The organism is Thalassovita gelatinovora (genome assembly GCF_001458355.1).
GTDB lineage: Bacteria > Pseudomonadota > Alphaproteobacteria > Rhodobacterales > Rhodobacteraceae > Thalassobius > Thalassobius gelatinovorus.
In genome coordinates this window covers 487,068-513,306 of sequence record NZ_CYSA01000015.1, presented here as the reverse complement: position 1 = coordinate 513,306, position 26,239 = coordinate 487,068, and the positions used below count along the sequence as shown (strand labels likewise).

Sequence of the window (26,239 nt, the reverse complement as noted above, 5' to 3'; positions counted from 1 at the left end):
AGATAATTTATGGCTGAAACTTCCACCACCACAGCAGATCGCATTTATGAAAATCTGTCGCAGCGCATCATCAGGGGGGAACTGATCCCGGGTGAAAAGCTGCGTCAGGATCATATTGCGCGCGATTTCGATGCCAGCCATGTGCCGGTGCGCGAAGCACTGCTGAAACTACAGGCGCATGGTCTGGCGGTCAGTCTGCCCCGGCGCGGTATGCGGGTTTCAGCGTTGGACACGGCTGAGATACGTGAAATCACCGAAATGCGCTTAGTTTTGGAAGAACTGGCCCTGCGGCACGCTTGTTTTCACATGACCAGCGAAGATTTTTCCAATGCAGATGCGGCGCGTAGGGCCTGCGATGTTGCCGAGGATCTGCCCAGTTGGGAGGCCCGCAACCGGGCCTTTCACCGCGCCATTCTGGCCCCGTGCGACATGCCGCGACTGATGGCGTCAATCGACGATCTGCATATCGCCAGCGCCCGACACCTTCTGTCAAGCTGGAAAAGTGGCTGGCAGCAGCATGAAGATAAGGATCACGCGGCGATTCTGATGCTTATGCGGCGACGTGAAGTCGAAGCTGCCTGCGATTTACTCCGCCGCCATCTGCGTCGCGCTGACCGGATCACCAAGCGTTAATCATCTGATTTCAGTGCTAAAATTTCGACGATCAAATTAGGTCTTGCAAAATTATCTATGAACATGATGATATGTCGAGTTGAGAAGTTAAATTATCTATAAAAAGGACAAGACATGAACCCCACGCATGAAAGCCAATCCGTCGTCGGGTTGAAACTGACTGGGCAGGTACTGCGTGTTCTGGCCGGTGTTGCACTGCTGACCGCCAGCGCGAAGATTCAGGTGCCTTTCTGGCCGGTTCCGATGACGCTGCAAGTGGCCGCGATCATGTTGCTTGCGGCAAGCTATGGTTTGCGGATGGGCACCTTGACCATGCTAACCTATCTGGCCGTCGGTGCTGCTGGCTTGCCGGTTTTTGCGGGTACCCCGGAAAAGGGGATCGGCCTGGTCTATATGCTGGGGGGAACTGGTGGCTATTTGGCCGGGTTCTTGGCTATGACCATTATCGTGGGCTTTGCTGCTGACCGTTTGCCGAAGCTGGCAATCCTGCCTGCAATGGGTCTGGGCCTTGTCGCGCTTTACGCTTTGGGTCTGGGATGGCTGGCACAATTGGTTCCGGGCGACAAACTTCTTGCCTATGGCTTTACCCCGTTCATCGCCGGGGATTTGGTGAAAACCATTCTGGCCGCCATTTTGTTCCTTGGTGCGCCCAAGGCGCTGATGGCCAAGCTTCGCGGGACCGATCTGAATGTCTGATCGGGTCCGGCAAAAGGTCGGATAGAACGACAAAGACGAGGGGGCGCTTCGGTGCCTCCTTCTATTTGACACGGTTGTACGCGCCCCCGCACAGTCCGGGCGCGGCGTATTGTACCTTGAGCCGCGCCCATAAATCGGCCAAAGACATCCAAACCGAATTCCCGAAGGAGACCGCGAGTCATGTCGAACGCTCAACTGGAACAGGCCATCGAAGCCGCCTGGGACGCCCGCGACACCATCACCCCTGCCACCTCCGGCGAAAGCCGCGATGCGATCGAAGCCACCCTGAATGCGTTGGACAGCGGTTCTTTGCGGGTTGCTGAACGTCAGGAGAATGGCGATTGGCACGTTAACCAGTGGGCCAAGAAGGCCGTGCTGCTGGGGTTTCGCCTGAAGGATATGGAAATTCAATCCGGCGGCCCGCAAGGGTCCGGCTGGTGGGACAAGGTCGACAGCAAGTTCAAAGGCTGGGACGAAAGCCATTGGAAAACCGCGGGATTCCGCGCGGTGCCGAACTGCGTCGTGCGCAAATCGGCCTTCATCGCGCCGGGCGTCGTTCTGATGCCGTCATTCGTGAACTTGGGCGCTTACGTAGATGAAGGTACCATGGTTGATACTTGGGCCACCGTCGGCAGCTGCGCTCAGATCGGCAAGGGTGTGCATTTGTCCGGTGGCGTTGGCATTGGCGGCGTGTTGGAACCGATGCAGGCCGGCCCGACCATCATCGAAGACAATTGTTTCATCGGTGCCCGGTCGGAAGTCGTCGAAGGCTGCATCATCCGCGAAGGGTCCGTCTTGGGCATGGGCGTGTATATCGGCCAGTCGACCAAGATCGTCGACCGCGAAACCGGCGAAGTCATGTATGGCGAAGTACCGCCCTATTCGGTGGTTGTATCGGGATCGATGCCGTCGAAAAACGGCATCAGCCTTTATTGCGCCGTGATCGTGAAACGGGTGGACGCGAAGACCCGGTCGAAAACCGGGATCAATGATCTGTTGCGCGACTGATCACGTACAAACACTTGTGTTGAGAAAAAGGACGGCAAAGGCCGTCCTTTTTTAGGTCTCCGCAAAGGGAATGTCCGTTCTGCGTCCATAGCTATAGGCTATGCGAGTGCTTTTTCTACTAAAGGGTTGATCAAAGCAGACTTGGTGAGCACCGCCATGTGTCCACCGCGCTCTATTTTTTCATAGGTCCAACTGGGAACGTTTTCTTTCATCAGCCCACAAATTTCACGGATAGATCGAACCGTGTCCGCCGCAGAGATAACAGTCGTTTCATTCGGCAGGCTGTCGCGCCAATCGGATAAGGATGTCGTTTCGTTCATCACTGCATCCCATTCGTGGAAATTCGGTTGCAAGGACTCAGAAAACCTGGATTTCCTGTCGTCAGTCATCGCTTCCCAGCTACCTGCTCCCGTCCAATAATTTGCAAACACTTTGGCAGCGGCATCCCATGATCCGGCCCGTCCATTTACCCGGACCGCTTCCCTTAGGTCGAGAGCCTCTTGATAAGCTTCGGATCGTGCGTGTTTCTTAAGCAAATAGAAAGGGATTGGTTCAATCAATACAAGGCTGCCAACTTGTTTTTTAAACAATGCTGCAGCTTTCATCGCAACGCTGCCGCCAAAGGAGTGACCGACGATGGAAACTCTTTCGTCACCTTTAGCTAGAAACGGGGCGATCAATTCGGCTTGATCTTCCAAGGTTTGCGGGCGATCTTTGTTCCAAGGCGCTGTTTTTCCGTAACCAAACAGATTGATAGCTATCAAGTGGTACCTATCCGCAAGCGTATCCATCAAACTGCGCCATTGTCTTGCACCAGAGGCACTTGAATGGAAAAGGATAACCTTTGGACCCTGACCGGTCTCAATGAAATCCGGTTTATCCTGCCTGAACATAACGGTCCTCCCGTTCAGCCCTTCATTGCAGCGTATCACATAGCGTTGGATTTTAATACGTCAGCATCCCGATAGGGGAATGACCGCATCTTCAGCATACGGGCCAACATCTCTGACCGATGAGCACAATTATATTCATAAAATCAATTGCGATCTCGCTCGGATTGCCGATGTCGGATTTTACCAACTGGACTTGATCGCGCCCAAACAGCAGCGTATTGCCGGAGCATGAGCGAAAAGAAGCAAAAGAAGCCCTCAAGACAGCAAGTTTACACCTTGCTGGTGCAGGTTGGGCGCAAAGATGGTGACGGGCTGCCCGATGGGGCAACCGGTGCGGCGCTGATGGTGTATTCCAGCGGTGTGGACGAAGCCGAGGCGGTGCGCGAAACCGTCGCCATTCTGAAACAGGCCGATGTGGCACCGCTTGATGTGACTGGCTATGGCACGTTGGATGAACGGCTGGAGCAAGGCCATGACATCAATGGCGAAGAACGCGAATTGATGAACCGGGCGCTGGTGGAAAATTCCGTGATAGTGGCGCAGATGACGCCATTTTTCGAAGACAACTGAAGACCAAAGACAGGCAGATCGTCGCTAAGCCGCGCGCAATTCGGCCAAGGTATTGGCTTCGAAATGATCCAGCACCGGAAAGGCCGGGGCAGCGTGCTCAGGCAAACGCGACCGGTCATATTCGGCCAGAAGCCCAGCACTGCACAAAGTCTGTTTACGCCGCATCCGTCCGAGATAGAGCGTCTCCAATGGCGCACCAGCGGCCAGAAGCGGTTCGTTGCCCGGCATCAGAACCTGACAATAGGTCACGACTTCCGACTGATCGTACCGGATCGCCGAAATTCCGTTGATCAGATGCCCGGCCGGCACCAGCACGTTTTGTTTGCCGAACAGGTATTCGACGGCTGACCCGCCGATCCTCAACCGCTGTTTGGCTCCGACGATAATATCCTGCTGCAATCCAAAATAGGGCGCGCGCAGCCGCACCGGGCTGAACGATCCACGCGCCGGGACAGTTCGTTTGACCACCGCCAGAACCGGAACGCTGCCATATCCGGGAGACCGGATCAGATCGCCGCGCCGGATATGTCCGGCGGCCTGATACCCTTGCGCCGTTAATACCGGCACTGCGCTGGTCAGTCCCGGCATCGGCCCAACCGGTTCGATATCGGTCGACACGGCAAAAAAGCTGACACCACGATCCATCTGCCGTTGCAGCGGGTCCAGCGTCATGATCCGCAGATCCGACAGCAACAAGGGCTTAGGATTGCGTAATTCCTTCACAAAGACCAGCCCCGAGGCGATCCTCTCTACCGACAACCGGCCCCAGCGCGCCGGAGCATCCCAAGAATAGGTCACCCGCAATTCTTCTGCCTGCGCTACAGCGCCATGTTCAAGCACGGTATGAAACACGTCCTTGCCTTGTGTCACCACCAGAACGATCCCACCCGACGGCATTTCCTGAACCGACAGGCTGCTGACCCAAGGGTGATCGCGGTGATAGCCGATCAATCGGCGTGGCCGTCCGTCGCCGGGCAGCTTGGTTTCAAACAGGATGCTGCCGCGCGCCAGCAGGCTGTTCGGGGTCAGATCCTGTTGCGTCAGGCTTTGCGCCCGACCCTGTTCTATCCCCGAGAGGTCAAAGGTCTGTCGGTTCCGATCTGACACTGCGATCCAGGCCATTCAGGCGACCTCGGATGCTGGGGTAATCAGCCGGGCTTCGTAACCGCGCAGCGTGCGCCGCGCTGCCGGGCCGTAACCATCGCCGGTTTCCGGATCGAGTTCGGGAAATAACTGGCAAATTTCGGCCATGGTTTCACGTTCGAAACTGCTATTCATCTGTGGCCCCGGCAGGAAGCTTTCGGTTTCCAACCCTTCGGACCAAATGATTTGGTGTTGGTCGAACATCAGGTGGACATAAGTTACGCTGCCACCCTCGATTTGCTGAACCGAACGGTCATTGATCAATTCCTTGGCGGCGATCAGTACTTCGCGCGTTCCGAACAGAAGCTCGGCCAGGCTGTCGCGCACCAAAATGCGGTGAAGTGGCGACACCCAGATTTCGCGGTGGTTCCCGAATGTATTGCGGGCGATCCGCACCGGCGCGTAATCGCCCGTGGCTTCGACTTCACGCGATCCGATCCAGGCGACCGGCTGGGCACCGTTATCCTTGGTCAGGACAAGATCGCCCGGCATCAACTGATCCACAGGAACCGCGCCATTGGGAGTGCGGATTTTGGTGCCCGCTACAAAGCAGGGGGCCTGGTTGATGGTCGCAAACGCCGTGTCGGAAATTCCGGTGTCCGACTCCACGGTGTAGGAGAAAATCGTGCTTTCTTCGTCGCTGTCGGCGGTAACAGTAATGGTCCCATCGGCATTCACCTCAAGCACCTGCCCGGTAGAAAGAGTGACCACCGAACCCGCAGACACTTCTTGGCCATTGATATGGGTCAGGGTCAGTGTGCTGCTCGCTGGACCACCATCATTCGCCATAACATCGACGGTTCGAGTCCCGCCGGGTGCCACCTCAATCTTGTCATCCTGAGCAATCAAAGTCGTCTGAAGGCTGCCCCCCCCGATCAGCAGGTTGGAATCATAATTCGAATCCGTAACATCCGCGATCCCGATCCGGATCGAATTGACCGCGCCCGCATTTACCGACATGTTCAGCGTCATCGTGGCGGTGAAACCGTCCATTTCCGTATTGTATTCGTCGTTCAGGTTGGAAATGAACAGGCTTTCATTATTGCCGCTGTTGATATTGTTGGGATCGATATCGCCGTCGCCGAGCCCCAGTTCGACAAATTCGTCATTGACCCAGACACCGATGAAATCCTGATACAGGCTGTCGACATATTCGGGGTATTCTTCGGACGAAAACACGAACTGGATCGTCATCGTGTCGCCGTCGGGGATGAAGTCGATTTCCAGGAACGACGCGTCATAGGTGGTGGTGCCCGCAGCAGCGTTGAAATCGGAATTGTTATTGATGCCGGATGTATTTGTCGAAGTGTTGCTGGATTGGTTGGTATTGCTGGAACTCCCGCCCCAGCCGCCCCAACCACCCCAGCCACCACTGCTGCCGCTGTTGGTGTAATCGGATGCGTGACCAGTCGACAGGATCACTCCGGTATCCCCCGGAGTGGATGCCGCCGAAACACTATCGCCATTGGAATAGATGCCAGAAGACCGATTGTCGCCGGAATAGCTGGCGCTGACGACAGTGACGCCTTCGCCAAAGATTTCCGCAGCCATTTCATTGGCTGATGCACCGGTATCGATTGGTAATTCTTGCGCTATTGGCATGCTCTGCCCCATCTCTTTTCGGGCAGCGCACATCATGAGCAGACCGAACATATCCGTTCGATCCCTGTCTTGGTCTTGATCTGCTCAATCGGGCCGTTTCGGCCTCGTCGGTCTTGCGCCCTGCCTCGGGTCATTATTGCGCCCATATAAGCGCAATTTCCAAACGTTGTTAAGTGTTTGTTTACCGAGCCCTTTCACTGCCAAGTCAAAAGATGCAATCGGGTAACATCGGCGTGGCGGATGATTGCGGTTCTCCTGAATTCACGCTACCCCCTTTGCCCAAGCAAGGGAGTACGCCATGAGCCAGAATTATCCGTCGCCTGTCGACCCCGCAAAACTGACTGCCGACCTGATCCGGTGCCCCTCCGTGACGCCCGAAGAAGGGGGCGCATTACGGCTGCTGCAAGCGTTGCTGGAAAGTGCCGGTTTCGCTTGTACCAGGGTGGACCGAAACGGAATCGCCAACCTCTATGCCCGCTGGGGCGCAAAAGCGCATGCACGCACCTTTGGCTTCAACGGTCATACCGATGTGGTGCCGGTGGGGGACGAAGCCGCCTGGACCGTCGGCCCATTCAGCGCAGAAGAAAAGGACGGCATGATCTGGGGGCGCGGTGCGACCGATATGAAATCGGGCGTCGCTGCCTTTGCCGCCGCTGCGGTAGATTTCATCAGCGAAACGCCGCCCGATGGTGCGGTCGTGCTGACCATTACCGGTGACGAGGAAGGCGATGCGCTGGATGGCACCACCGCGTTGCTGGATTGGATGGACGATCAGGGCGAACGGATGTCGGTTTGTCTGGTCGGTGAACCTACGTGTCCCGACCAAATGGGCGAGATGATGAAAATCGGGCGGCGTGGGTCGATGACCGTCTGGTACAGCTTCACCGGCATTCAAGGCCATTCCGCCTATCCGCACCGGGCCAACAACCCACTGCACGCGATGGCGCGGTTGATGGACCGGCTGTCCAGCCATGTTCTGGACGAAGGCACCGATCATTTCGATCCTTCGACGCTGGCAGTGGTGACGATGGATACCGGCAACCCAGCCACCAACGTGATCCCGTCGCGTTGTGCCGCGACGGTCAATATCCGGTTCAATGATACCCATTCGGGCGACAGCCTGACCGATTGGCTGCAACAAGAAGCGAACAGGATCACGCAGGAAACCGGCATAGAAGTCGATATGGAAATCAAGGTTTCGGGTGAAAGCTTCCTGACGCCGCCGGGGCCTTTATCCGATCTGGTCGCCGCCTCGGTCGAAGCCGAAACCGGGATCAAACCTGTGCTGTCGACCTCGGGCGGCACGTCGGATGCGCGTTTTGTCAAGGATCACTGCCCGGTGGTTGAATTCGGGTTGGTGGGCAAGACCATGCATCAGGTAGATGAGCGGGTACCCGTCACCCAGATCTATCAATTGAAGTCGATCTACACCCGAATTCTGTCCGATTATTTCAAATGAACTGGACGATCGCCCAGACCAAGGACATTGCAGCCTGCCACGCCCTGCGCCGCGCCGTTTTCATCGACGAACAAGGTATTGCTGAAGCGGATGAATGGGACGATCTGGACCAGGAAGCGGTTCATCTATTGGCCAGCATTGAAGGTGTTCCGGTTGGCACGGCGCGCCTTTTGACCGACGGGACAGTGGGCAAGATCGGGCGCGTTTGCGTGGTAAAATCGCAGCGCGGCACCGGGCTGGGCGCGGCTTTGGTGCAGGCTGGCATCGATCACTTATCCCGGAATGCGACGCTGACCACCGCCCGGCTTGGCGCGCAGGAATATGCAATCGGATTTTATAAGAAACTGGGTTTTGCGGTTTGCGGACCGGTTTATGACGATGCAGGCATTCCGCATCGGGACATGGAACGCCCGCTGTGATCCGCCGCCAACTGGTCGTGATGGTCAAGGAACCGAACCCGGGACGGGTGAAAACCCGGCTGGGGCGCGATATCGGTATGACCTCGGCCGCGTGGTGGTTCCGGCATCAGACTGCGGCACTGCTGCGGCGGCTACAAGATCCGCGCTGGCATATCACCTTGGCGGTCGCACCGGATCACGAAGGACAGGCATCGCGTATCTGGCCCGGCCATCTAGACCGGATACCGCAAGGGCCTGGCGATCTGGGCGACCGTATGGCACGGATATTCCGAAGCCTGCCACCCGGCCCGGCCTGCATTGTTGGCGCCGACATTCCCGGTATCGAAAAAGCGCATGTTGCCCGGGCTTTTGCTGCGCTGGGATCGCATGATGCGGTTTTCGGTCCGGCACCCGATGGCGGCTATTGGCTGGTCGGGCTGAAACGGGTCGCACCGCCGCCCGCAACCCTGTTGCAAAATGTCCGCTGGTCGACTGAACAAGCCTTGTCGGACAGTATCGCCACCTTGCCGGGTCGGCGCATCGCACTGATCGATGAATTGGCGGACGTGGACCGCGCAGCGGATTTGCCGATTGCGCGCAGGCAGCACCTGTCCTGAAACCACAAGGGCCTTCAGGTGATGCCTGCGACACTGGATTGTCAAACTAGCTCGTGGCCACCACCTTGTTGACTAAGGTGCCAATCCCTTCGACCGTCAGGGCAACTTCATCCCCGTCGCTCAAAAACTCGCACCGTTCCAAACCGCAGCCGTCATCGACGGTTCCGCCACCAATGATTTCGCCGGGATGCAGCGTTTCGCTGTCTGATATGAAGGCGATCATGTCTTCGAACCCGTGCAGCATTTCGCCCAACCGGCTGTCGGTCGCCAACCGCCCGTTGATATGGGCGGTGCAACGCAGATCGCGGTAATCCGCAATTTCGTCGCGGGTGACGATCCACGGACCAAAGACATTGCCAGCGTCAAAGCTTTTACCCTTGGCCGGGCCAAGCATCCCCTGCATTTCGCGCAGTTGGGTGTCACGGGCTGAAAAGTCATTGAAGATGGTAAAGCCGAAGACGTGATCCATGGCCGAAGTTGCCGGGATGTCGCGACCGCCCTTGCCGATCACCACCGCGACCTCAAGTTCGTAATCCATATAGCGGGAATAGCGCGGCCAATGGATAACCGCCCCATGTCCAGCAACGGAAAAACGGTTGGTGATGTAAAAGATTGGCTGTGCGCGGTAAATGTCGGGAATGGACCCTTCTTCCGGACCCGGATCAGGCTGATCCTGTAACAGGGCACCGAGGCGGCGCATCCCAACCGGGGCATTCATGATGTGGCGCGGCGCGGTCGAGGCGTCGCGGATCTGTGGCGGGCAGGGCAGGGGGGCCAGCAGTTTGATGTCCTGCAATGGAATAGCGGGGCCTGCGTCCAAGGCCGCGCGTGCAGCGGTAAGTCCGGCTTCGTCCGCGTCGATCAGGGCCTGCATTGACGCAAGATCGGCCCGACCGGTTGCGGTAAGATCTATCAGCGCGTCCCCCGTCGCGGTCAACGCTCCAAGGCGCGGACCCGCGCCCGCATCAAAGGTTGCGAGTTTCATTCCTGTTCCCTTTCGTTTCTCAACATCGCCACAGGACGGCACCACCCGGCAGACGCGCCCTTGATCTTGACCGGAAAGCATTGAACCTCGAAGCCGCTATCGGGCAGCTGATCAAGGTTCGCCAGCTTTTCCATATGGCAATAGGCGCGGTCCATTCCGGCGCGGTGCCCTTCCCAGATCAAGGACGCATCGCCGGTTTCAGCCACTTTTTGCGCGGTATGGGTAAAAGGCGCGTCCCAGCTCCATGCATCGGTGCCGCAAACACGCATACCCCGCTGCGTAAGCCAATTTGTTGCCGCACGCCCAATCCCGCAACCGGCAGGCACATAATCCGGGGTGCCGTATTTGGCCGCTGCCGCGGTATTGACCAGAACGATGTCGCCGGGTCGCAGATCATGCCCGATCCGCGTGAATTCCGCCGCCATTTCTTCGGCCGTGACCACATGGCCATCAGGGAAATGGCGGAAATCAAGCTTGACCCCGCGCCCGATACACCAATCCAGCGGTACTTCGTCTATGGTAATGGCGCGTTTGCCGCCGTCCATCGTCGAATGGTAGTGGTAGGGCGCATCCAGATGGGTGCCGTTATGGGTCGACAGCGCGACCTTTTCCACCGCCCAGCCTTCGCCGCCGGGCAGTTGATCACGGGTGACACCGGGGAAGAATTGCAGGATCTGATCCGCCGTCTGGTCATGGCTGAAATAGGTAATCTGTGGTCCCAGCCCGGGCGGATCAGCATATTCGGTGTTTTCCAACGGGCGAGAAAGGTCAATCAGTTGCACGGGCGTATCCTTTTCGTGTCTGCGATCAGCGGCCTAGAAGGCCGGTTGCGATTTGCGGGAAAAAAATCAAGGCAACAAGCGATGCTGCCATGATCAGGGCAAAGGGTATCGCGCCGCGAAAAACCTCGCCCAATGTTATGCCGGTGTCGCGCAGGGTTGCATGCACGACAAAGACCGAAAGACCTAAGGGTGGCGTCAACAGACCGACTTCGACAGCCAGAACCGTGATCAGGCCGAAATGAACGATATCGATGCCCATTTCCTGCGTGATCGGAAACGCCAAGGGGACTGTCACCAGCATGATAGATGAAGAATCCAGCACGGTCCCAAGCACGATCAGGATCGCTGCGAACACTAACAGAAACGCGGTCGGTCCGATGCCAGTGTCAACCGCTGCCTGCGTGATCGCGGTGGGCAGTCCCGAAAAGGCCAACATCCGGCTATAGATCGAAGCACCGATGATCAGGAAACTGACGGCGGCTGTGATATGACCGGTTTGGACGGCGATTTGCCAACCTTCTCGGCGACCAATGCGGCGCATCGCGACCCCGATGATCAGCGCGGCGGCGGCACCTACGGCACCCGCCTCGGTTGGGGTGAAAAATCCAAGATAGATGCCTGCCAGAACCGTCGCCGCCAACCCAAGGATTGGCAGCATGGCGCGGGTCGGAACATGATCGCTGCTTTCGAATGCGCTTGGCATATTGAACAGATCGGGGCGTGAATACCCAAGGATGCTGAGATAAGCGATATAAGCAAATGCCAGCAACAGGCCGGGCCCGATGCCGCCGATAAACAGATCCCCAACCGATGAATCCGTCAAAATGGCGAACAGGATCAAAAGCAAAGATGGCGGGATCAACATGCCTAGAACAGACGACCCCGCGACGACACCCACCGCGATGCTGCGTGCTGTGCCAGCCCGCACCATTTCGGGGACGGCGACCTTGGAAAAAACGGCGGCGGACGCGATGGAAACGCCTGTGATGGCAGCGAACACCGCATTCGACAACACCGTTGCCACGCTCAGTCCCGCCCGCCATCGCTGCAATCCGCGCGCGATGATGGCAAAGGTATCCCGCCCAAGGCCACTTTCTGACACCGCCAATCCCATCAGCACGAACAAAGGCACCACGCCAAAGGTGTAATCGGCGATGCTGTCGGTTGCCGCTTGTGCCACAAAACTTGTCGCCAGCTTTAGCTTGCCAGTAATCGCCCAAACGCTGAACAGCGAAACCCCCGCCAGCGCGATGGCCACATGCAGCCCCGCATAGATCGCAATCGCAATGGCGATTAGCGACAGGTATCCCACGGTAATCGGTTCCATCAGGATGACTTTCGTGCCTGTTGAAGCGCCGCCGCAGCGGACATGAGGAAAGAGACCGACAAAAGCGCAGACCCCAGAACGATCAATCCCAAAAAGGGCCAGACCGGCATGGTGAAATGGCCAGAAATTCCTTCCAATTCGCCACGTTCATAGGCGCGCACCGCTTTCGGCCAGACCGCCCAGCCTAGCGTGGCGGCAAACCCAGCGCCGCAGATCTGGGCGGCCAGATCCATCGCAGCGGCAAGTCGGGGGCGGACTTTGCGGATCATGCCCAAAATCCCGTCTGAACGGATCATCTGACCGGCGCGATGGGTATGGGCGATCTGTAAGAACACAATTCCAACAATCGAATATTTGACCATTTCCGGCACGCCCGCGATCGGATGACCGAACAGTTCGCGCCCCAGAATATCTGTAACGATCAGCACCATCAGACCGAAGATCCAGAGAGTTGCCACGACGTTGGCAACTCTCATCAGTGAAACCGCAGCTTTCCCCAATCGGGTCAGGTCCGCGATGTCGGCCTGCTGTGTCATTCCGCCGCCCAGTTGCGTGGCAGATCGGTGCCGGCCTCTTTCAAGCGCCTGTGATAGTTTTCGATCACCTCTGAGGCTGGTAGGCCCTTGGCATTGAGGCTGACCGCCCATTCCTGCGCAAGGTTCGGCAAGGCGTTGGCCCAAGCAAGGCGGGCTTCATCGCTCAGTGCGGTGATTGTCGCACCGCCCTGTTCCATCGCGGCAAACGCACCGTTCACACGGCCGTTCAAGCCCGTGGCATAGGCCGCAGCATAGGCCGAAGCACCGGCACGAAGGGCGTTCTGCACCTCGCTTGACTGGTCATCGAACCAGCTTTTCTTGGCAACGATCCCACCGGCATACTGCGCCCCAAAATGGACGCGGGTCACATAGGGGGCCACTTCGTACAATTTCGCGGCAGCCGCAGCGGTGGGGAAGACGACAACCCCTTCGGCGACGCCGGTCTTGATATCATTGTAATAAGTTGTCAAATTGCCCGCCACGCCAACCGCGCCCGTGCCTTTGAGCCAGTTCACCGCAGCACCCGGCGCGTTGATCTTGCGCCCTTCAAGATCCGCGATCGAGGCAACCGGGAAAGACGTCATCAAAAGATAATCCTCCAGCGCGAAACCACCGCCCAGATATTCTAGGTCCAGATCTTCCCATAGTTTGCGCATCGCCGGAATTTCATCATGCATTTCATCGACTGACGTCAGCACAAGATCAACATCCGGCGTCCCGAACGGGCTGACATAGGTCACGTTCTGAAGGCTCAGCAGCGACGGTTCAAACAGCGAGGCAACGATGCCGACCTGCGCCAACCCGTCTTCCAGCGTTTCCACTTCGCCGCCAACCTTGGCCAAAGTACCGCCATAGGCTTCAGTCCAGTCGATATCGGTCCCTGATCCTTCAAGCGCTTGATTCACCGCTGGAATAAAGGTGTCCGTTATCGTTTTTACCCACAGGAATACCGGCGGGTGCCCCGCCACAGTGGTCACATCCACGGTATCTGCATGGGCCATAGGGGATAGGGTGACAGCCAGAACAGCACTGGCCAACAATTGCGTCAGTTTCATTATTTCCTCCCGGTTGTGCCGGTCTCTCCTCTCCGGCATTCTTGAACTTATGAAAACTATCTGTACGTACGTATAAAAAGTCAACGGCTTCGTCAAAACCTGTGATTGAGCGGCGAAAGGCACGGATCAGACATGGCGCAAAAAGCAGACAAACCACATTCGGACGGGCGCGTCGCCCGCGGGGAAGTGACACGAGTCAAAGTGCTTGATGCTGCAGAACGCTGCTTTGCGGCCACTGGATTCGATGCGGTTTCCATTCGCCAGATCGCCGCAGAATCCGGTGTTACCCTTGGCGTCGTCGGATTCCACGGCGGCAGTAAGGAAGACCTTTTCCTTACCGTTCTGGCCCGGCGAGTCGACGCCCTGAACAAGTTGCGGCGCGAAGCGCTACAGGCGTTGCGCACGACAGGAAGATACACGCTGGATGATCTGGTCGACGCCTATATCACACCCTATCTGACCATCGCGTCGCGCGGTGATCCGCAATGGCGCGCCTATGCGCAACTGGTCGCCCGTTTGGCGTCGGATGATCGCTACTATCCCGCAGTGCGGGAACTTTATGATCCGGTTGCGCGCGAATTTCTGGATGCGATGATCGAACTGAAACCGAATGCAGACCGTCATGTGCTGGCCACCGTTCTGACCCTGACGGTGTCATCCATGCTGTCGATTGTCGCAAGCAGCGTCCGGGCCGAGGCTCTGTCTGGCAAACCCGGTCCTGCGACCCCACTTGAATATCGTAACGTGCTTTTGGCTTTCTGTAGCGGCGGGCTGGCCCGGGCAATCGAATAAAATGGCTCTGCCGGGCGGCAGGAGTTTCCATCCTGATTTCCTTTGCTTTCCCAGACCACACACGGTCTTTGCATACGCTGAAATCTGCGCGGTTCCCACGTGACGCCACCGTTATCGCGTGCTACGCAGGAGACATGAGCAAGCTGCCAAACAAGGACGAAATCCTGCAATGGATTTCGGACAACCCGACCCTCACCTCGAAACGCGATATCGCCAAGGCTTTTGGCATCAAAGGGGCTGTGAGGATCGATCTCAAGCGCATCCTGAAAGAGCTTGAAGACGAGGGCCATCTGCAAAAGCGCAAAAAGACCTATCGTGATCCGGACAAATTGCCCCCGGTCAGCGTGTTGCAGATCACTGGGGCAGATGGCGATGGTGATCTTTTTGCCCGACCGATGGAATGGCAGGGGGACGGCAAGGAACCGGTTATTCTGGTGATTCCGCGCGCTTCGGACCCCGCTTTGGGCGAAGGCGACCGCATCCTTGGCAGATTGACCGAAGTGAAAGGTGATGCCCACCATTACGAAGCACGCCTGATCCGGCGGATCGGGACCAACCCGCACAAGGTCTTGGGCGTGTTCAAGAAAACCGCTGAAGGTGGTCGCATCTTGCCGATCGACAAAGGCGACGGCAAGGAATGGCAGGTCCCTACCGGTGCCACCGGTGGCGCACAGGATGGCGAATTGGTCGAAGCCGAACAAAGCGGCCCCAAGGGCCGGATGGGTCTGCCTCGGGCGCGGATCGTGACCCGGCTGGGTGACCCTTCAGCGCCCAAAGCGGTGTCTCTGATCGCGATTCACCAACACGGCATCCCGGATGATTTCCCCGACGAGGTCATCGCTGAGGCCGACAAGATGAAACCGGCGGGTCTGGCGGAACGCGAAGATATGCGCGACATGCCGCTGGTCACCATCGACCCTGCCGATGCCCGCGATCATGACGATGCCTGTTGGGCGCATGAAGATGACGACCCTAAAAACAAAGGCGGTTACATCATCTGGGTCGCCATTGCTGATGTGGCGCATTACGTACCCTCCGGCGGCGCTTTGGACCGCGAAGCGCGCAAGCGCGGCAATTCCAGCTATTTCCCTGACCGTGTGGTGCCGATGCTGCCCGACCGGTTGTCGGGTGATCTGTGTTCGCTGCACGAAGGCGTGCCGCGTGCCTGTATCGCGGTAAGGATGCAGATCGACGCCACCGGGAATAAGATCGGCCACCGCTTCGTGCGTGGGCTGATGCGGTCGGTCGCGTCGCTGAACTATCAGGAAGTACAAGAAGCCCGCGACGGCAATCCGAACGACAAATGCGCCCCCTTGATGGAGGACGTGATCGATCCGCTGTTCGAAGCCTATGCGTTGCTGGTCAAAGCCCGCAACCGTCGCCAGCCGCTGGATCTTGACCTGCCGGAACGCAAAGTGATCCTGAGCGATGCAGGCAAGGTGCTGAGCGTCAATTTCCGTGACCGGCTCGATGCGCACAAGCTGATCGAGGAATTCATGATCCTCGCCAATGTTGCTGCCGCCGAAACGCTGATCAGTCGGAAATCGCCGCTGTTGTTCCGGGTCCACGAAGAACCGAGCCCCGAAAAACTGGATGCATTGCGTGAAACAGCCCAAGCTTCTGGTCTGGTCCTCGCCAAGGGTCAGGTGTTGCAAACCCGGCACCTGAACCAACTTCTTGCCGCTGCGGAAGGTACCGATTACGACGAACTGATCAACATGTCGACGCTCCGGGCGATGACACAAGCCTATTACAGCCCCGACAATTTCGGCCATTTCGGCTTGTCTTTGCAGGCATATGCGCATTTCACATCGCCGATCCGGCGGTATTCCGACCTGATCGTGCATCGGGCGCTGATTTCGGCGCATAAATGGGGCAAAGACGGTTTGACCCCTGCCGACGCGGAAGTCCTGGACCAGACCGCCACCCATATCAGCGAAACCGAACGCCGGTCCATGATGGCGGAGCGTGACACCAACGACCGGTATCTGGCGGCCTTCCTGTCGGAACGGGTCGGCAATGAATTCACCGGCCGGATCAGCGGTATCGCCAAATTCGGGGCGTTCATCCGGTTGGACGAAACCGGCGCGGACGGGTTGATACCGATCCGGTCTCTGGGCAATGAATATTTCCATTTCGACCGCGACAGAGGCACCTTGATGGGGTCCGATACCGGCCTGACCCTGTCGCTGGGCCAACGGGTGACGGTAAAATTGACTGAAGCCACCCCGGTCACCGGCGGTATCGCACTGGAACTGATCAGCTTGGATGGTGAAGCGGTGACACGAGGGCCGTCCTATGGCCGTGGCAAGCCAGCCAAGCGCCGTGCGGTCAATGCCAAGCGCAAGGCTGACCGGGTCAAACGCAAGGTCAAGCGGACCCGCCGCTGACTGGCCTGAGATGATAGGTCAGCGCGTGCCGGATCAGCAATGTATGGCGGTCGGGATCGATCTGGCTGGCATCCTCGAACAGCACCGCCCGATTGCCTTCGATCCGGTCTTGCCCCGGGAACGCCGCAGCGAAAGCGGAAATGATCGTGGTCTGGCAATGGGCATATAGCGCGAAACCACCCGATTTCGGCACGCCCAAACGCAAGGTCGATCCCGATTTTCTGACTGGGGTCAGATAGGCGGGCTGACCCCAGCGCAGCGTTTCTTCCACGGTCCCCACCTCGGGCAGGTCCGCAGCCGTTTCAAAGATCAATTGGCGTAACCCTATCAGCCCGCGCCGTGCTTCTGGCGCGAAGGCCCCAAATGCCGCCTTCACCGCGGCGTCGGAAAAATCGGGCATATATCCGTCCTTTCATTCTCTCAGCATGGTTTTGCCAAATTTTGCTCGGTTGCTGGTGGCGTCTTCCGTATGCGGCAATTGCAGGCTACCATCACAATCAAGTTCAGTAAAAGAACGGGGCTCGGGCAATGAAAATGTGCAAATTTCTGACCGCTGTGGCGGGTTTGATGATTCTGTCTCACACGGCGATGGCGGCGCCGGTGGATCAATCACTGCGACCGCAGTTGCGGTCTGGCGTCCCTGCCGAAAAGGCGGTTTCCATCGCCGGAGATGCGGCGCAGATTTCCAGCAAGAACATGGGCTTTCAGCGCTGGCTACAAGACTTTCGCAAACGTGGCCGCGCCGCCGGGATCAGCAACCGGACCTTGGATCAGGCGTTTCGCGGCGTTCGCTATAACGCCGACGTGATCCAGAAAGACCGTAACCAATCGGAATTCACCAAGACGCTGTGGGACTATCTCGATAGCGCCGCTTCGGATACACGGGTGCAGAACGGCAAGAAGGCACTGCGTCAGCATGATCGCACCCTGCGCGCGATCGAATCGAAATATGGCGTCGATAAGGAAGTCGTCGCCGCCGTCTGGGGATTGGAAAGCGCCTATGGCAGTTTTCGCGGATCGATCAACGTGATTGAAGCACTGGCTACGTTGGCCTTTGACGGTCGACGCGGACGGTTTTTCGAAAAGCAGCTGATCGATGCGCTGAAAATTCTGCAATCAGGTGATACCAGCCCGAAAAATATGACCGGCAGTTGGGCCGGGGCAATGGGGCATACCCAATTCATTCCGTCATCCTATCTGGCCTATGCGGTTGATTTCACCGGTGACGGCAAGCGCGATATCTGGTCGGATAATCCATCCGATGCCTTGGCCTCGACGGCCGCGTATCTGGCCCGGTTCGGCTGGACCAAAGGCCAACCCTGGGGGGTTGAAGTGAAATTGCCGCGCGGTTTCAACTATGCACTGGCGAACCGCAAGATTCAGAAGATGCCATCGGACTGGGCGCGGCTTGGCGTGACGGACATGAAGGGTCGTCCGGTGCGCGATTTCGGGGCGGCATCGGTGTTGCTGCCGGCGGGGGCGCAGGGTGCGGCTTTCCTGATCTTCAAGAATTTTTCGGTAATCGAACGCTACAACACCGCTGATGCCTATGTGATCGGTGTCGGCCATCTCAGCGATCGGCTGAAAGGCGGTCCGAAGATCCAATCAAACTGGCCGCGCGGTGACCGGGCACTGACCTTTGCAGAACGCAAGGAGATGCAGAAGCTTTTAACCAGGCGGGGCTTTGACACCAAGGGCGTCGATGGCAAGATCGGACCACTGACGATCCAAGCGGTGCGCGGCTATCAACGCACCATCGGGATGGAACCTGATGGCTATGCATCGCTGAGCATTTTGAAAAAATTAAAGCGGAACTGATTGTCAAAAACCCGCCGCGTGACTCTGTTGTCGCGTTCTCAGGGCGGGGGGAAATTCCCCACCGGCGATAAGATGCAATTGCCGCCGCCACTTTCGTGGTCGATGGCAGTATCTACTGGCCTGATGTCACCGTTCTGAAAATACTAACAGCACAGCCCTAGCCGTTTATCCGATGGGTAGGGCAGCAGGTTTACATCTCCATCGCTTCGGCGACTTCCACGGTCCCCTCGCCGGCGTCCAGTATCGGGCAACGCTTCGCAATGGCAACCGCGGCATTCATGTCTGGGGCATTGATCAGCGTATAGCCGGACACCGGGTTCGATCCGCCATTGTCGTCGACACCGCCGACGGTAACGGTTTTCGACATTCCTGCCGGATTTCCACCATCGATCAGATCAGCCCCAATCCCGGCCATCCAATCGGTCCAGGCTTTCATGACCTTTTCACCTTCTTCAGGTGTCTCGGGGCGGCCGCCGCCGTGATATATGAACATATATTTGGGCATTGTATTCCTCCTTGATCGGCATTCGAAGATAGTGTCGCTCTCAGCTTGCGCCGTCCGTTGGTCCAGACTGGATCAGGTCAGGAATCTGAGTCACGACGAGAAGTGATTCCGGGTCCCGGTGGGCAATTCGCCCCGCCTTATCCGTTGCTCAATGACAGTCAGTTGGGTTTCATCAATAGACGCGGAAAAGGTGTAGATCGGACCGCTTGCGACCCCACATTTCAAAGACGCGCCGTTTGACGCAATTGCCAACTGCTAGCTGGTGGCAAATTCGTGTTTGGCATACCCTTGAATATACAACAGCGAGGTCAGATCGCCAAAGTTTATTCGCACGTCGCATTGCGCCGCTACCGTGGGTTTGGCATGCAGCGCCACACCGGTGCCAGCGCGCCCCAGCATGCCCAGATCATTAGCCCCGTCGCCCACCGCGATGACGTCTGATTCTTCGATCTGCAAATGCTTGGAAATCCGTTCCAGTGCCGCGACCTTGGCTTCGCGGCCAAGGATCGGGCGGGCCACGTCGCCGGTTAGGACGCCGTCCTCGACCAGCAGGATATTGGCGTGGTTTTCATCGAAACCCAGATCTTTGGCGACTTGCCGGGTGAAGGCCGTGAACCCACCTGAAACCAATGCGGCATAGCCACCCGCTGCCTTCATCGTGGCAATCAATTCGCGCCCGCCGGGCATCAGGGTGATGCGGTCCGCCAGAACCTTGTCGATCACGCTTTCCTGTAAACCCTTCAGCAGCCCGACCCGTTCCAGCAGCGCCCCTTCGAAATCCAGTTCGCCATTCATTGCCCGCGCGGTGATCGAGGCCACCCGTTCTCCCACCCCGGCCTCGTCCGCCAATTCGTCGATACATTCCTGTTGGATCATCGTGCTGTCCATATCGGCCAGCAGCATTTTCTTCTGCCGGCCCTCTACTGGCTGCACCACCATGTCCAGCCCCATGCGCTGCACGTCTCCCCAGACATCCCAGCGGTTGTCAGGCAGCTGTGGAATTTCAAATTCTGCAGCCTGACTTGGCGCCAGCCAAACCACATCGTCACCGCCCCAGGCATTGCGCAGCGAATCAAGCAGCGACGCTTCCAGATGCGGTTCATTGGGATTGCTCAAAATGGTTACGACATGCATGGGAAAGTTTCCGATCGTAGCTGTTTGCGTCGCAATTCGACTGTCAGGCGGCGCTATAGCGGCATTTTGACCATTGTGAAAGCGGATGAAGCCGACTATTTGCGATGGCGGGACACCTCTCCCCAACGAGAGGCGCTTATCTGGAAGGATAGCATTCATGGCTATTGAACAACCGGCAACGCGGCCGGCAAACCCGCGTTTTTCCTCTGGCCCCTGCGCCAAGATCCCCACATTCACCCTGGACAAGCTTGCCGACGCCGCACTGGGCCGGTCGCACCGCGCCGCCGTGGGCAAGGACAAGCTGAAAGCGGCCATCGAAGGCACGCGCGAAATCCTGGGCATCCCCGCAGATTACAAGATCGGCATCGTTCCCGCCTCGGATACCGGCGCGGTCGAGATGGCCCTGTGGTCGCTTCTGGGCGAACGCAAGGTCGAGATGCTGGCCTGGGAAAGCTTCGGCTCGGGCTGGGTCACCGACGTGGTGAAACAGCTGAAACTCGACGCTGAAGTGAAAACCGCCGAATACGGCGAAATCGTCGACCTGGCGTCGGTCGATTGCAACAACGATGTCGTGTTCACCTGGAACGGCACCACCTCGGGCGTGCGCGTGCCGAACGGCGACTGGATCGCCGATGACCGCGCCGGCCTGACCATCTGCGACGCCACCTCGGCCGCTTTCGCGATGGACCTGCCCTGGGACAAGCTCGACGTGACCACCTTCTCCTGGCAGAAGGTTCTGGGCGGCGAAGCGGCCCACGGCATGCTGATCCTCAGCCCGCGCGCCGTCGAACGGCTGGAAAGCTATATCCCCGCATGGCCGCTGCCGAAGATCTTCCGCCTGACCAAGGGCGGCAAGCTGATCGAAGGCATCTTCCGCGGCGAAACCATCAACACGCCCTCGATGCTGGCGGTCGAGGATTACCTGGTCGCGCTGGACTGGGCCCGCGAAGTCGGCGGGCTGCAGGGCCTGATCGGCCGCGCCAACGCCAACACCAAGGCGATCGCCGATTTCGTCGAAATGCACGACTGGATCGATTTCCTGGCCCATGACCCGGCCACCGTGTCGAACACCTCCGTCTGCCTGAAGTTCACCGACGACCGGATCAAGGACGGCGCAGCCTTCGCCAAGGCCGTGGCCAAGCGGATGGAAGCCGAAGGCGCGGCGCTGGATATCGGTGCCTATCGCGATGCTCCGGCAGGTCTGCGCATCTGGTGCGGTGGCACGGTTGAAGCTTCGGATATCGAGGCGATGCTGCCCTGGCTTGAATGGGCCTTCCAGACCGAGATCGAAGCTCAGGCTTGATCACGCGCCATGTGCCGGGGTGAACCCGGCTTGCAACAGAATTGGTAGGGCGGGCGTCAGCCCGCCAAACACCCCCTTACATTCTTTGAAAAGGACCAATGACATGGCTCCCAAAGTACTCGTCTCCGACAAACTCAGCGAAACCGCCGTTCAGATCTTCCGTGATCGCGGCATTGATGTGGATTTCCTGCCCGACGTGGGCAAGGACAAGGACAAGCTGGCCGAAATCATCGGTCAGTATGATGGCCTTGCCATCCGTTCGGCCACCAAGGTGACCCCGGCCATCCTCGAAAAGGCCGACAAGCTGAAAGTGATCGGCCGCGCCGGTATCGGCACCGACAACGTCGACAAGGAAGCGGCGAGCAAAAAAGGTGTGATCGTGATGAACACGCCGTTTGGCAACATGATTACCACCGCCGAACACGCCATCGCGATGATGTTCGCCGCTGCCCGCCAGCTGCCTGAAGCCAGCGCTTCAACCCATGCCGGCAAGTGGGAAAAGTCGAAATTCATGGGCGTTGAGCTGACCAACAAGACGCTGGGTGTGATCGGCGCCGGCAATATCGGTGGTATCGTTTGCGACCGCGCCCGCGGATTGAAAATGAAAGTCATCGCGTATGACCCCTTCTTGAGCCAGGAAAAGGCCGAGAAGATGCAGGTCGAAAAGGTTGAATTGGACGAGTTGCTGGAACGCGCCGATTTCATCACCCTGCACGTGCCGTTGACAGACACCACCCGCAACATCCTGAGCCGGGAAAATCTGGCCAAGACCAAGAAAGGCGTGCGTGTCATCAACTGTGCCCGCGGTGGTCTGGTCGACGAAGTTGCGCTGGCCGAAATGTTGAAGTCGGGCCATGTCGCCGGTGCCGCCTTCGATGTGTTCTCGGAAGAACCGGCAAAGGAAAACCCGCTGTTCAACTTGCCCAACGTGGTCTGCACGCCGCATCTGGGCGCGGCAACGACTGAAGCACAGGAAAACGTGGCGCTTCAGGTGGCCGAACAGATGGCAAATTACCTGCTGGACGGCGCGGTTGAAAATGCGCTGAACATGCCGTCGATGACCGCTGAAGAAGCCAAGGTCATGGGCCCCTGGGTTGCTCTGGCCGGGCATCTGGGCAGCTATATCGGTCAACTGACCGATGAGCCGATCAAGGCGATCAACATCCTTTATGACGGCGTGGTGTCGGACATGAACCTGCCGGCGCTGAATTGCGCCGTGGTGGCGGGCATCATGAAAAAGGTGAACCCGGACGTGAACATGGTATCGGCTCCGGTCGTCGCCAAGGAACGCGGCATTCAGATTTCGACCACCAATCAGGACAAATCGGGTGCATTTGACGGTTACATTAAGGTCACTATAGTCACCCCGGAACGCGAACGCTCCATCGCGGGCACCGTGTTCAGCGATGGCAAGCCGCGATTCATTCAGATCAAGGGCATCAATATCGACGCCGAAGTCGGGAGCCACATGCTCTATACCACTAACGAAGACGTGCCGGGCATTATCGGCACGCTGGGCCGGGTGCTGGGCGATAATGGTGTGAACATCGCCAACTTCACCTTGGGCCGGGCACAGGCGGGTGGCGAAGCCATCGCCCTGCTATATGTCGACGGTGAAGTGGATCAGAAAGTTCTGGATGAACTGGCCGCGACCGGTCTGTTCAAACAGATCAAGCCGCTGTCCTTCGACGTCGCCTGATCTTCGTCCGGATCAAATCCACAGGGCACCGCATGCTATCTTGCGGTGCCCTTTTACGTTCATGCTCTGGCGCGTACGGATTTTAAAACAACCACCAAGAACAGCAGCATCGACACCAAGGTCAAAATTGACCCGATGATGGCCAGTGTTTCACCGCGCAGGCGCAGCGCCATGACGATACCTGGAACGATGGCCACCAACCCCAAAACCGAAGATGCCAGATGCAGCTTGGGCAGTATCCCGTCCTGCGCCTCTGGAATCAGGTGGTAGTAAAAGGCAAAGATCGACATGGACACCCAGCCGATCAAGTTCAAATGGGCATGGGCTGGCGATAAAGTATGATTGTGCGATGCCGACATCTGAATGCCCCATGCCATACCGACGATCACTGACAGAACTGCCAGAATCATGAAATATACCGATACACCTTTCATACGCGTTTTCTCCTTGCTGAAATTATTGCTTCGTTAAATTTCCGTCGTCAGCGGCAGGCCGGTAAATTCAAATTTGTAACGTTTACCTGTACTTTCGGTCCCACCGAAATTCCCGGGCAGGCTGAATATGTTCTCGGCTTTTCCCTAAAGTCAGCTTTAGAAAATCACCCGGTAAACTAAATGTTATCATCATCGCCGATTGATCACCCAGTCTCAAATTGGCTTTTCCGTACTCGCCGGGGGCAAATACCGGCCCGATTCCCAGTTGAACCGTTCCAGCACCACTTCGTTGCTCAATCCGAGCGCTGAGCAATTGTATACCCCGCCATTCCCCGCGCGCCCTTTCAGAGAGATGAAAACCAAGATAGCCTCCGTAAAAAAGCCGAGCACTGAGGACAAGACATGCAAGACACTCCGATTTATGCGGTTGGCGATATCCACGGGTATCTGGATCAGCTGGATTGGGCCATCGACCTGATCGAAAAGGATGGTGGCGAGGATGCGCAGGTCGTCTTTCTTGGGGATCTGGTTGACCGCGGACCTGACAGCCGCAGCGTGATCGATCGCCTGATGGCAGGTATCGAAGCGGGTCGGAATTGGGCCGTGCTGCGCGGCAATCACGACGAGATGTTCAGGAACTTCCTAGAAAGCGGAACCGTGGAACACCACCGCATGCGTCCCGGCATGAGCTGGCCAAACGAACGGGTTGGCGGTCTCGCTACATTGGGCTCTTACGGGGTGGAGGATTTACAGCGCTCGCCGGAGATTTTGTGGAAAGACAGTTTGGAACGCGTCCCGCATCGGCATCTGGAGTTCTTGAAATCCCTCCCGTTCAGCCGCGAAATGGGTGACTATCTGTTCGTTCATGCCGGCATCCGCCCTGAACTCCCTCTCGACCGGCAAGACCCGCAGGATCTGATCTGGATACGCAACGAATTCCTTGACTACACCGATCCGCACCCTTGGCTGGTGGTGCATGGTCATACCCATCGGCCAACCGCCGAACATCACGGCAACCGGATCAATCTCGACAGTGGCGCCGGTTATGGCCAACCGATCACTGCCGCGGTATTCGAAGGGCGCAAGGCCTGGACCCTGACGCCGTTTGGCCGCGAAAAACTGGGGTCATAGGTAGAACTACCAAACTCGCAACTTGACGGAACGTTTCCGCTGTCATCGCTGCAATGATCCGTTAGCTTTGCCACAACATTCAGTGGGAGAAATACAATGACCGATATCGTAATCCTGGACGGTGCGCGCACTGCCATCGGCACTTTCGGCGGATCGCTGGCGGGCGTGCCGCCGACCCAGCTAGCTGCGATCGCGACCAAGGAAGCCTTGGCGCGTTCGGGTGTCGACGCGGCGCAGATTGGTCACGTCGTGTTTGGCCATGTGATCAACACCGAACCGCGCGACATGTATCTCAGTCGCGTCGCGGCGATCGAAGCCGGCATTCCCGACAGTGCCCCGGCGATGAACGTGAACCGGCTGTGCGGTTCCGGCGCACAGGCGATCGTATCGGCGGCCCAAAGCCTGATGCTGGGCGATGCCGATTTCGCCGTCGCGGGTGGCGCTGAAAACATGTCCCGCGCACCTTATATTGTGCCTTCGCAACGCTGGGGTCAAAAAATGGGTGACATCCAGTCGGTCGACATGATGCTGGGGACATTGAATTGCCCGTTCGGCACCGGCCATATGGGCGTCACCGCCGAAAACGTCGCCGACGAACACCAGGTCAGCCGCCAAGACATGGATGCCTTCGCGATGGAAAGCCAGAACCGCGCGGCAGCGGCGATCGAAGCGGGGCATTTCAAATCGCAAATTGTTCCGGTCGAGATAAAGCATAAGCGCGACATGGTGAATTTCGACATTGATGAACACCCCAAAGCCTCTACGCTCGAAGGGTTGGCTGGCCTGCGTCCGGCCTTCCGCAAGGATGGCGCAGTGACGGCGGGCAACGCATCGGGTCTCAATGATGGTGCTGCCGCCTTGGTTCTGGCCCGGGCCGAAGCCGCCGAAAAAGCAGGTTTGAAACCCAAGGCGCGTCTCCTCGGCTACGGGCATGCCGGCGTTCGCCCCGAAGTGATGGGCATCGGCCCAATTCAGGCCGTGGAAAACCTGATGGCGAAAACCGGGCTGTCAGTCAGTGATTTCGACGTGATCGAATCAAACGAAGCCTTCGCTGCTCAGGCTCTCGCGGTCGGCAACGCGCTCGGCTTCGATCCGGCCAAGGTGAACCCCAATGGCGGCGCCATCGCACTTGGCCATCCACTTGGCGCGACAGGTGCGCTTCTCACCATCAAAGCTCTTTACGAACTCGACCGTATCGGTGGGTCCAAAGCGTTGATTACCATGTGTATTGGCGGTGGTCAGGGTATCGCGCTGGCCATCGAACGTCTGTGATCTCAAATCTGATCACAGCTTCTTCTGTTTGAAAAAAAACTGGCGGGGAAGAGGGGC

Annotated in this window: 26 protein-coding genes; 14 read left to right on the top strand and 12 right to left on the bottom strand. The window is 57.9% G+C overall.

Annotated elements, in window-relative coordinates; all coding sequences use genetic code 11:
- Nucleotides 1-9 precede the first annotated feature (9 nt).
- The 3 genes from TG4357_RS07170 (at nt 10) to dapD (ending at nt 2,337) form a co-directional block, all read left to right on the top strand.
- Nucleotides 10-633, top strand: a complete 624-nt coding sequence (locus tag TG4357_RS07170) for a GntR family transcriptional regulator (RefSeq protein WP_058262172.1) — start codon at nt 10-12, stop codon at nt 631-633.
- 114 nt (nt 634-747) lie between these two features.
- Nucleotides 748-1,329: a biotin transporter BioY gene (locus TG4357_RS07165; RefSeq protein WP_058262171.1), complete on the top strand. Its 582-nt coding sequence runs from the start codon at nt 748-750 to the stop codon at nt 1,327-1,329.
- 180 nt (nt 1,330-1,509) lie between these two features.
- Complete coding sequence (gene dapD, locus TG4357_RS07160) at nt 1,510-2,337, top strand: 2,3,4,5-tetrahydropyridine-2,6-dicarboxylate N-succinyltransferase (RefSeq protein ID WP_058262170.1); 828 nt, start codon at nt 1,510-1,512, stop codon at nt 2,335-2,337.
- Nucleotides 2,338-2,435: 98 nt separating this feature from the next.
- Here the strand turns inward: dapD and TG4357_RS07155 are convergent, their stop codons facing one another.
- Complete coding sequence (locus tag TG4357_RS07155; RefSeq protein ID WP_058262169.1) at nt 2,436-3,230, bottom strand: alpha/beta fold hydrolase; 795 nt, start codon at nt 3,228-3,230, stop codon at nt 2,436-2,438.
- A 228-nt stretch (nt 3,231-3,458) separates the two neighbouring features.
- Here TG4357_RS07155 and TG4357_RS07150 point away from each other — a divergent pair, with 228 nt between their 5' ends.
- On the top strand, nt 3,459-3,800 hold the full coding sequence (locus TG4357_RS07150) for a DUF8846 family protein (protein ID WP_058262168.1): 342 nt from the start codon (nt 3,459-3,461) through the stop codon (nt 3,798-3,800).
- 24 nt (nt 3,801-3,824) lie between these two features.
- On the opposite strand, the gene TG4357_RS07145 is transcribed toward TG4357_RS07150, so the two are convergent.
- Entirely contained in the window at nt 3,825-4,922 is a 1,098-nt protein-coding gene (locus TG4357_RS07145) for a Hint domain-containing protein (protein ID WP_058262167.1), read from the bottom strand.
- Nucleotides 4,923-6,545, bottom strand: a complete 1,623-nt coding sequence (locus TG4357_RS07140; protein ID WP_058262416.1) for a Hint domain-containing protein — start codon at nt 6,543-6,545, stop codon at nt 4,923-4,925.
- 298 nt (nt 6,546-6,843) lie between these two features.
- On the opposite strand from TG4357_RS07140, the gene dapE reads away from it, so the two are divergent.
- From dapE to TG4357_RS07125, 3 genes are read left to right on the top strand one after another with little or no spacing between them, the layout of a single operon-like run.
- Nucleotides 6,844-8,004, top strand: a complete 1,161-nt coding sequence (gene dapE / locus TG4357_RS07135) for a succinyl-diaminopimelate desuccinylase (protein WP_058262166.1) — start codon at nt 6,844-6,846, stop codon at nt 8,002-8,004.
- Nucleotides 8,001-8,423: a GNAT family N-acetyltransferase gene (locus TG4357_RS07130; RefSeq protein WP_058262165.1), complete on the top strand. Its 423-nt coding sequence runs from the start codon at nt 8,001-8,003 to the stop codon at nt 8,421-8,423. The genes dapE and TG4357_RS07130 overlap by 4 nt, the downstream gene beginning before the upstream one ends.
- Entirely contained in the window at nt 8,423-9,019 is a 597-nt protein-coding gene (locus tag TG4357_RS07125; RefSeq protein WP_058262415.1) for a TIGR04282 family arsenosugar biosynthesis glycosyltransferase, read from the top strand. Before TG4357_RS07130 ends, TG4357_RS07125 begins: the two co-directional genes overlap by 1 nt.
- A 46-nt stretch (nt 9,020-9,065) precedes the next feature.
- Here TG4357_RS07125 and TG4357_RS07120 read toward each other — a convergent pair whose 3' ends face one another.
- The 5 genes from TG4357_RS07120 to TG4357_RS07100 are packed head-to-tail and all read right to left on the bottom strand — an operon-like array spanning nt 9,066 to nt 13,704.
- Nucleotides 9,066-10,004, bottom strand: a complete 939-nt coding sequence (locus TG4357_RS07120; protein WP_058262164.1) for a fumarylacetoacetate hydrolase family protein — start codon at nt 10,002-10,004, stop codon at nt 9,066-9,068.
- Nucleotides 10,001-10,786: a cyclase family protein gene (locus TG4357_RS07115; RefSeq protein WP_058262163.1), complete on the bottom strand. Its 786-nt coding sequence runs from the start codon at nt 10,784-10,786 to the stop codon at nt 10,001-10,003. The genes TG4357_RS07120 and TG4357_RS07115 overlap by 4 nt, the downstream gene beginning before the upstream one ends.
- 25 nt (nt 10,787-10,811) lie before the next feature.
- Nucleotides 10,812-12,113 (bottom strand): TRAP transporter large permease, encoded by a 1,302-nt coding sequence (locus TG4357_RS07110; protein WP_058262162.1) that lies wholly within the window; start codon nt 12,111-12,113, stop codon nt 10,812-10,814.
- Nucleotides 12,113-12,649 (bottom strand): TRAP transporter small permease subunit, encoded by a 537-nt coding sequence (locus TG4357_RS07105; protein ID WP_058262161.1) that lies wholly within the window; start codon nt 12,647-12,649, stop codon nt 12,113-12,115. Before TG4357_RS07105 ends, TG4357_RS07110 begins: the two co-directional genes overlap by 1 nt.
- A complete protein-coding gene (locus tag TG4357_RS07100; protein WP_058262160.1) occupies nt 12,646-13,704 on the bottom strand; it encodes a C4-dicarboxylate TRAP transporter substrate-binding protein in 1,059 nt (352 codons plus the stop codon). The genes TG4357_RS07105 and TG4357_RS07100 overlap by 4 nt, the downstream gene beginning before the upstream one ends.
- A 132-nt stretch (nt 13,705-13,836) precedes the next feature.
- On the opposite strand from TG4357_RS07100, the gene TG4357_RS07095 reads away from it, so the two are divergent.
- A complete protein-coding gene (locus TG4357_RS07095; RefSeq protein ID WP_058262159.1) occupies nt 13,837-14,496 on the top strand; it encodes a TetR/AcrR family transcriptional regulator in 660 nt (219 codons plus the stop codon).
- A gap of 134 nt (nt 14,497-14,630) precedes the next feature.
- Nucleotides 14,631-16,886 (top strand): ribonuclease R, encoded by a 2,256-nt coding sequence (rnr, locus tag TG4357_RS07090; protein ID WP_058262158.1) that lies wholly within the window; start codon nt 14,631-14,633, stop codon nt 16,884-16,886.
- On the opposite strand, the gene TG4357_RS07085 is transcribed toward rnr, so the two are convergent.
- The gene (locus tag TG4357_RS07085; protein ID WP_058262157.1) at nt 16,867-17,286 is read right to left on the bottom strand and encodes a DUF1801 domain-containing protein; all 420 of its coding nucleotides are present in this window, start codon (nt 17,284-17,286) and stop codon (nt 16,867-16,869) included. The genes rnr and TG4357_RS07085 overlap by 20 nt on opposite strands.
- A gap of 128 nt (nt 17,287-17,414) precedes the next feature.
- Between TG4357_RS07085 and TG4357_RS07080 the strand changes: the two genes are divergently transcribed.
- Nucleotides 17,415-18,704 (top strand): lytic murein transglycosylase, encoded by a 1,290-nt coding sequence (locus TG4357_RS07080; RefSeq protein ID WP_058262156.1) that lies wholly within the window; start codon nt 17,415-17,417, stop codon nt 18,702-18,704.
- 190 nt (nt 18,705-18,894) lie between these two features.
- Here the strand turns inward: TG4357_RS07080 and TG4357_RS07075 are convergent, their stop codons facing one another.
- Both TG4357_RS07075 and serB read right to left on the bottom strand, forming a co-directional pair.
- Entirely contained in the window at nt 18,895-19,209 is a 315-nt protein-coding gene (locus TG4357_RS07075; protein WP_058262155.1) for a YciI family protein, read from the bottom strand.
- Between the two features lie 255 nt (nt 19,210-19,464).
- The gene (serB, locus tag TG4357_RS07070) at nt 19,465-20,343 is read right to left on the bottom strand and encodes a phosphoserine phosphatase SerB (protein WP_058262154.1); all 879 of its coding nucleotides are present in this window, start codon (nt 20,341-20,343) and stop codon (nt 19,465-19,467) included.
- 157 nt (nt 20,344-20,500) lie between these two features.
- Here serB and TG4357_RS07065 point away from each other — a divergent pair, with 157 nt between their 5' ends.
- Together TG4357_RS07065 and serA are read left to right on the top strand one after the other, a co-directional pair.
- Complete coding sequence (locus TG4357_RS07065) at nt 20,501-21,646, top strand: phosphoserine transaminase (RefSeq protein WP_058262153.1); 1,146 nt, start codon at nt 20,501-20,503, stop codon at nt 21,644-21,646.
- Nucleotides 21,647-21,749: 103 nt separating this feature from the next.
- Nucleotides 21,750-23,345, top strand: coding sequence for a phosphoglycerate dehydrogenase (gene serA / locus TG4357_RS07060; protein WP_058262152.1), 1,596 nt, complete (start codon nt 21,750-21,752; stop codon nt 23,343-23,345).
- A 59-nt stretch (nt 23,346-23,404) separates the two neighbouring features.
- On the opposite strand, the gene TG4357_RS07055 is transcribed toward serA, so the two are convergent.
- Nucleotides 23,405-23,779, bottom strand: coding sequence for a hypothetical protein (locus TG4357_RS07055; RefSeq protein ID WP_058262151.1), 375 nt, complete (start codon nt 23,777-23,779; stop codon nt 23,405-23,407).
- Nucleotides 23,780-24,181: 402 nt separating this feature from the next.
- On the opposite strand from TG4357_RS07055, the gene TG4357_RS07050 reads away from it, so the two are divergent.
- Both TG4357_RS07050 and TG4357_RS07045 read left to right on the top strand, forming a co-directional pair.
- Nucleotides 24,182-24,910 (top strand): metallophosphoesterase family protein, encoded by a 729-nt coding sequence (locus tag TG4357_RS07050; RefSeq protein ID WP_058262150.1) that lies wholly within the window; start codon nt 24,182-24,184, stop codon nt 24,908-24,910.
- A gap of 96 nt (nt 24,911-25,006) precedes the next feature.
- Nucleotides 25,007-26,182 carry an acetyl-CoA C-acyltransferase family protein gene (locus tag TG4357_RS07045; protein WP_058262149.1) on the top strand — a complete coding sequence of 392 codons (1,176 nt, stop codon included), beginning with the start codon at nt 25,007-25,009 and terminating at the stop codon, nt 26,180-26,182.
- Nucleotides 26,183-26,239: the final 57 nt, after the last annotated feature.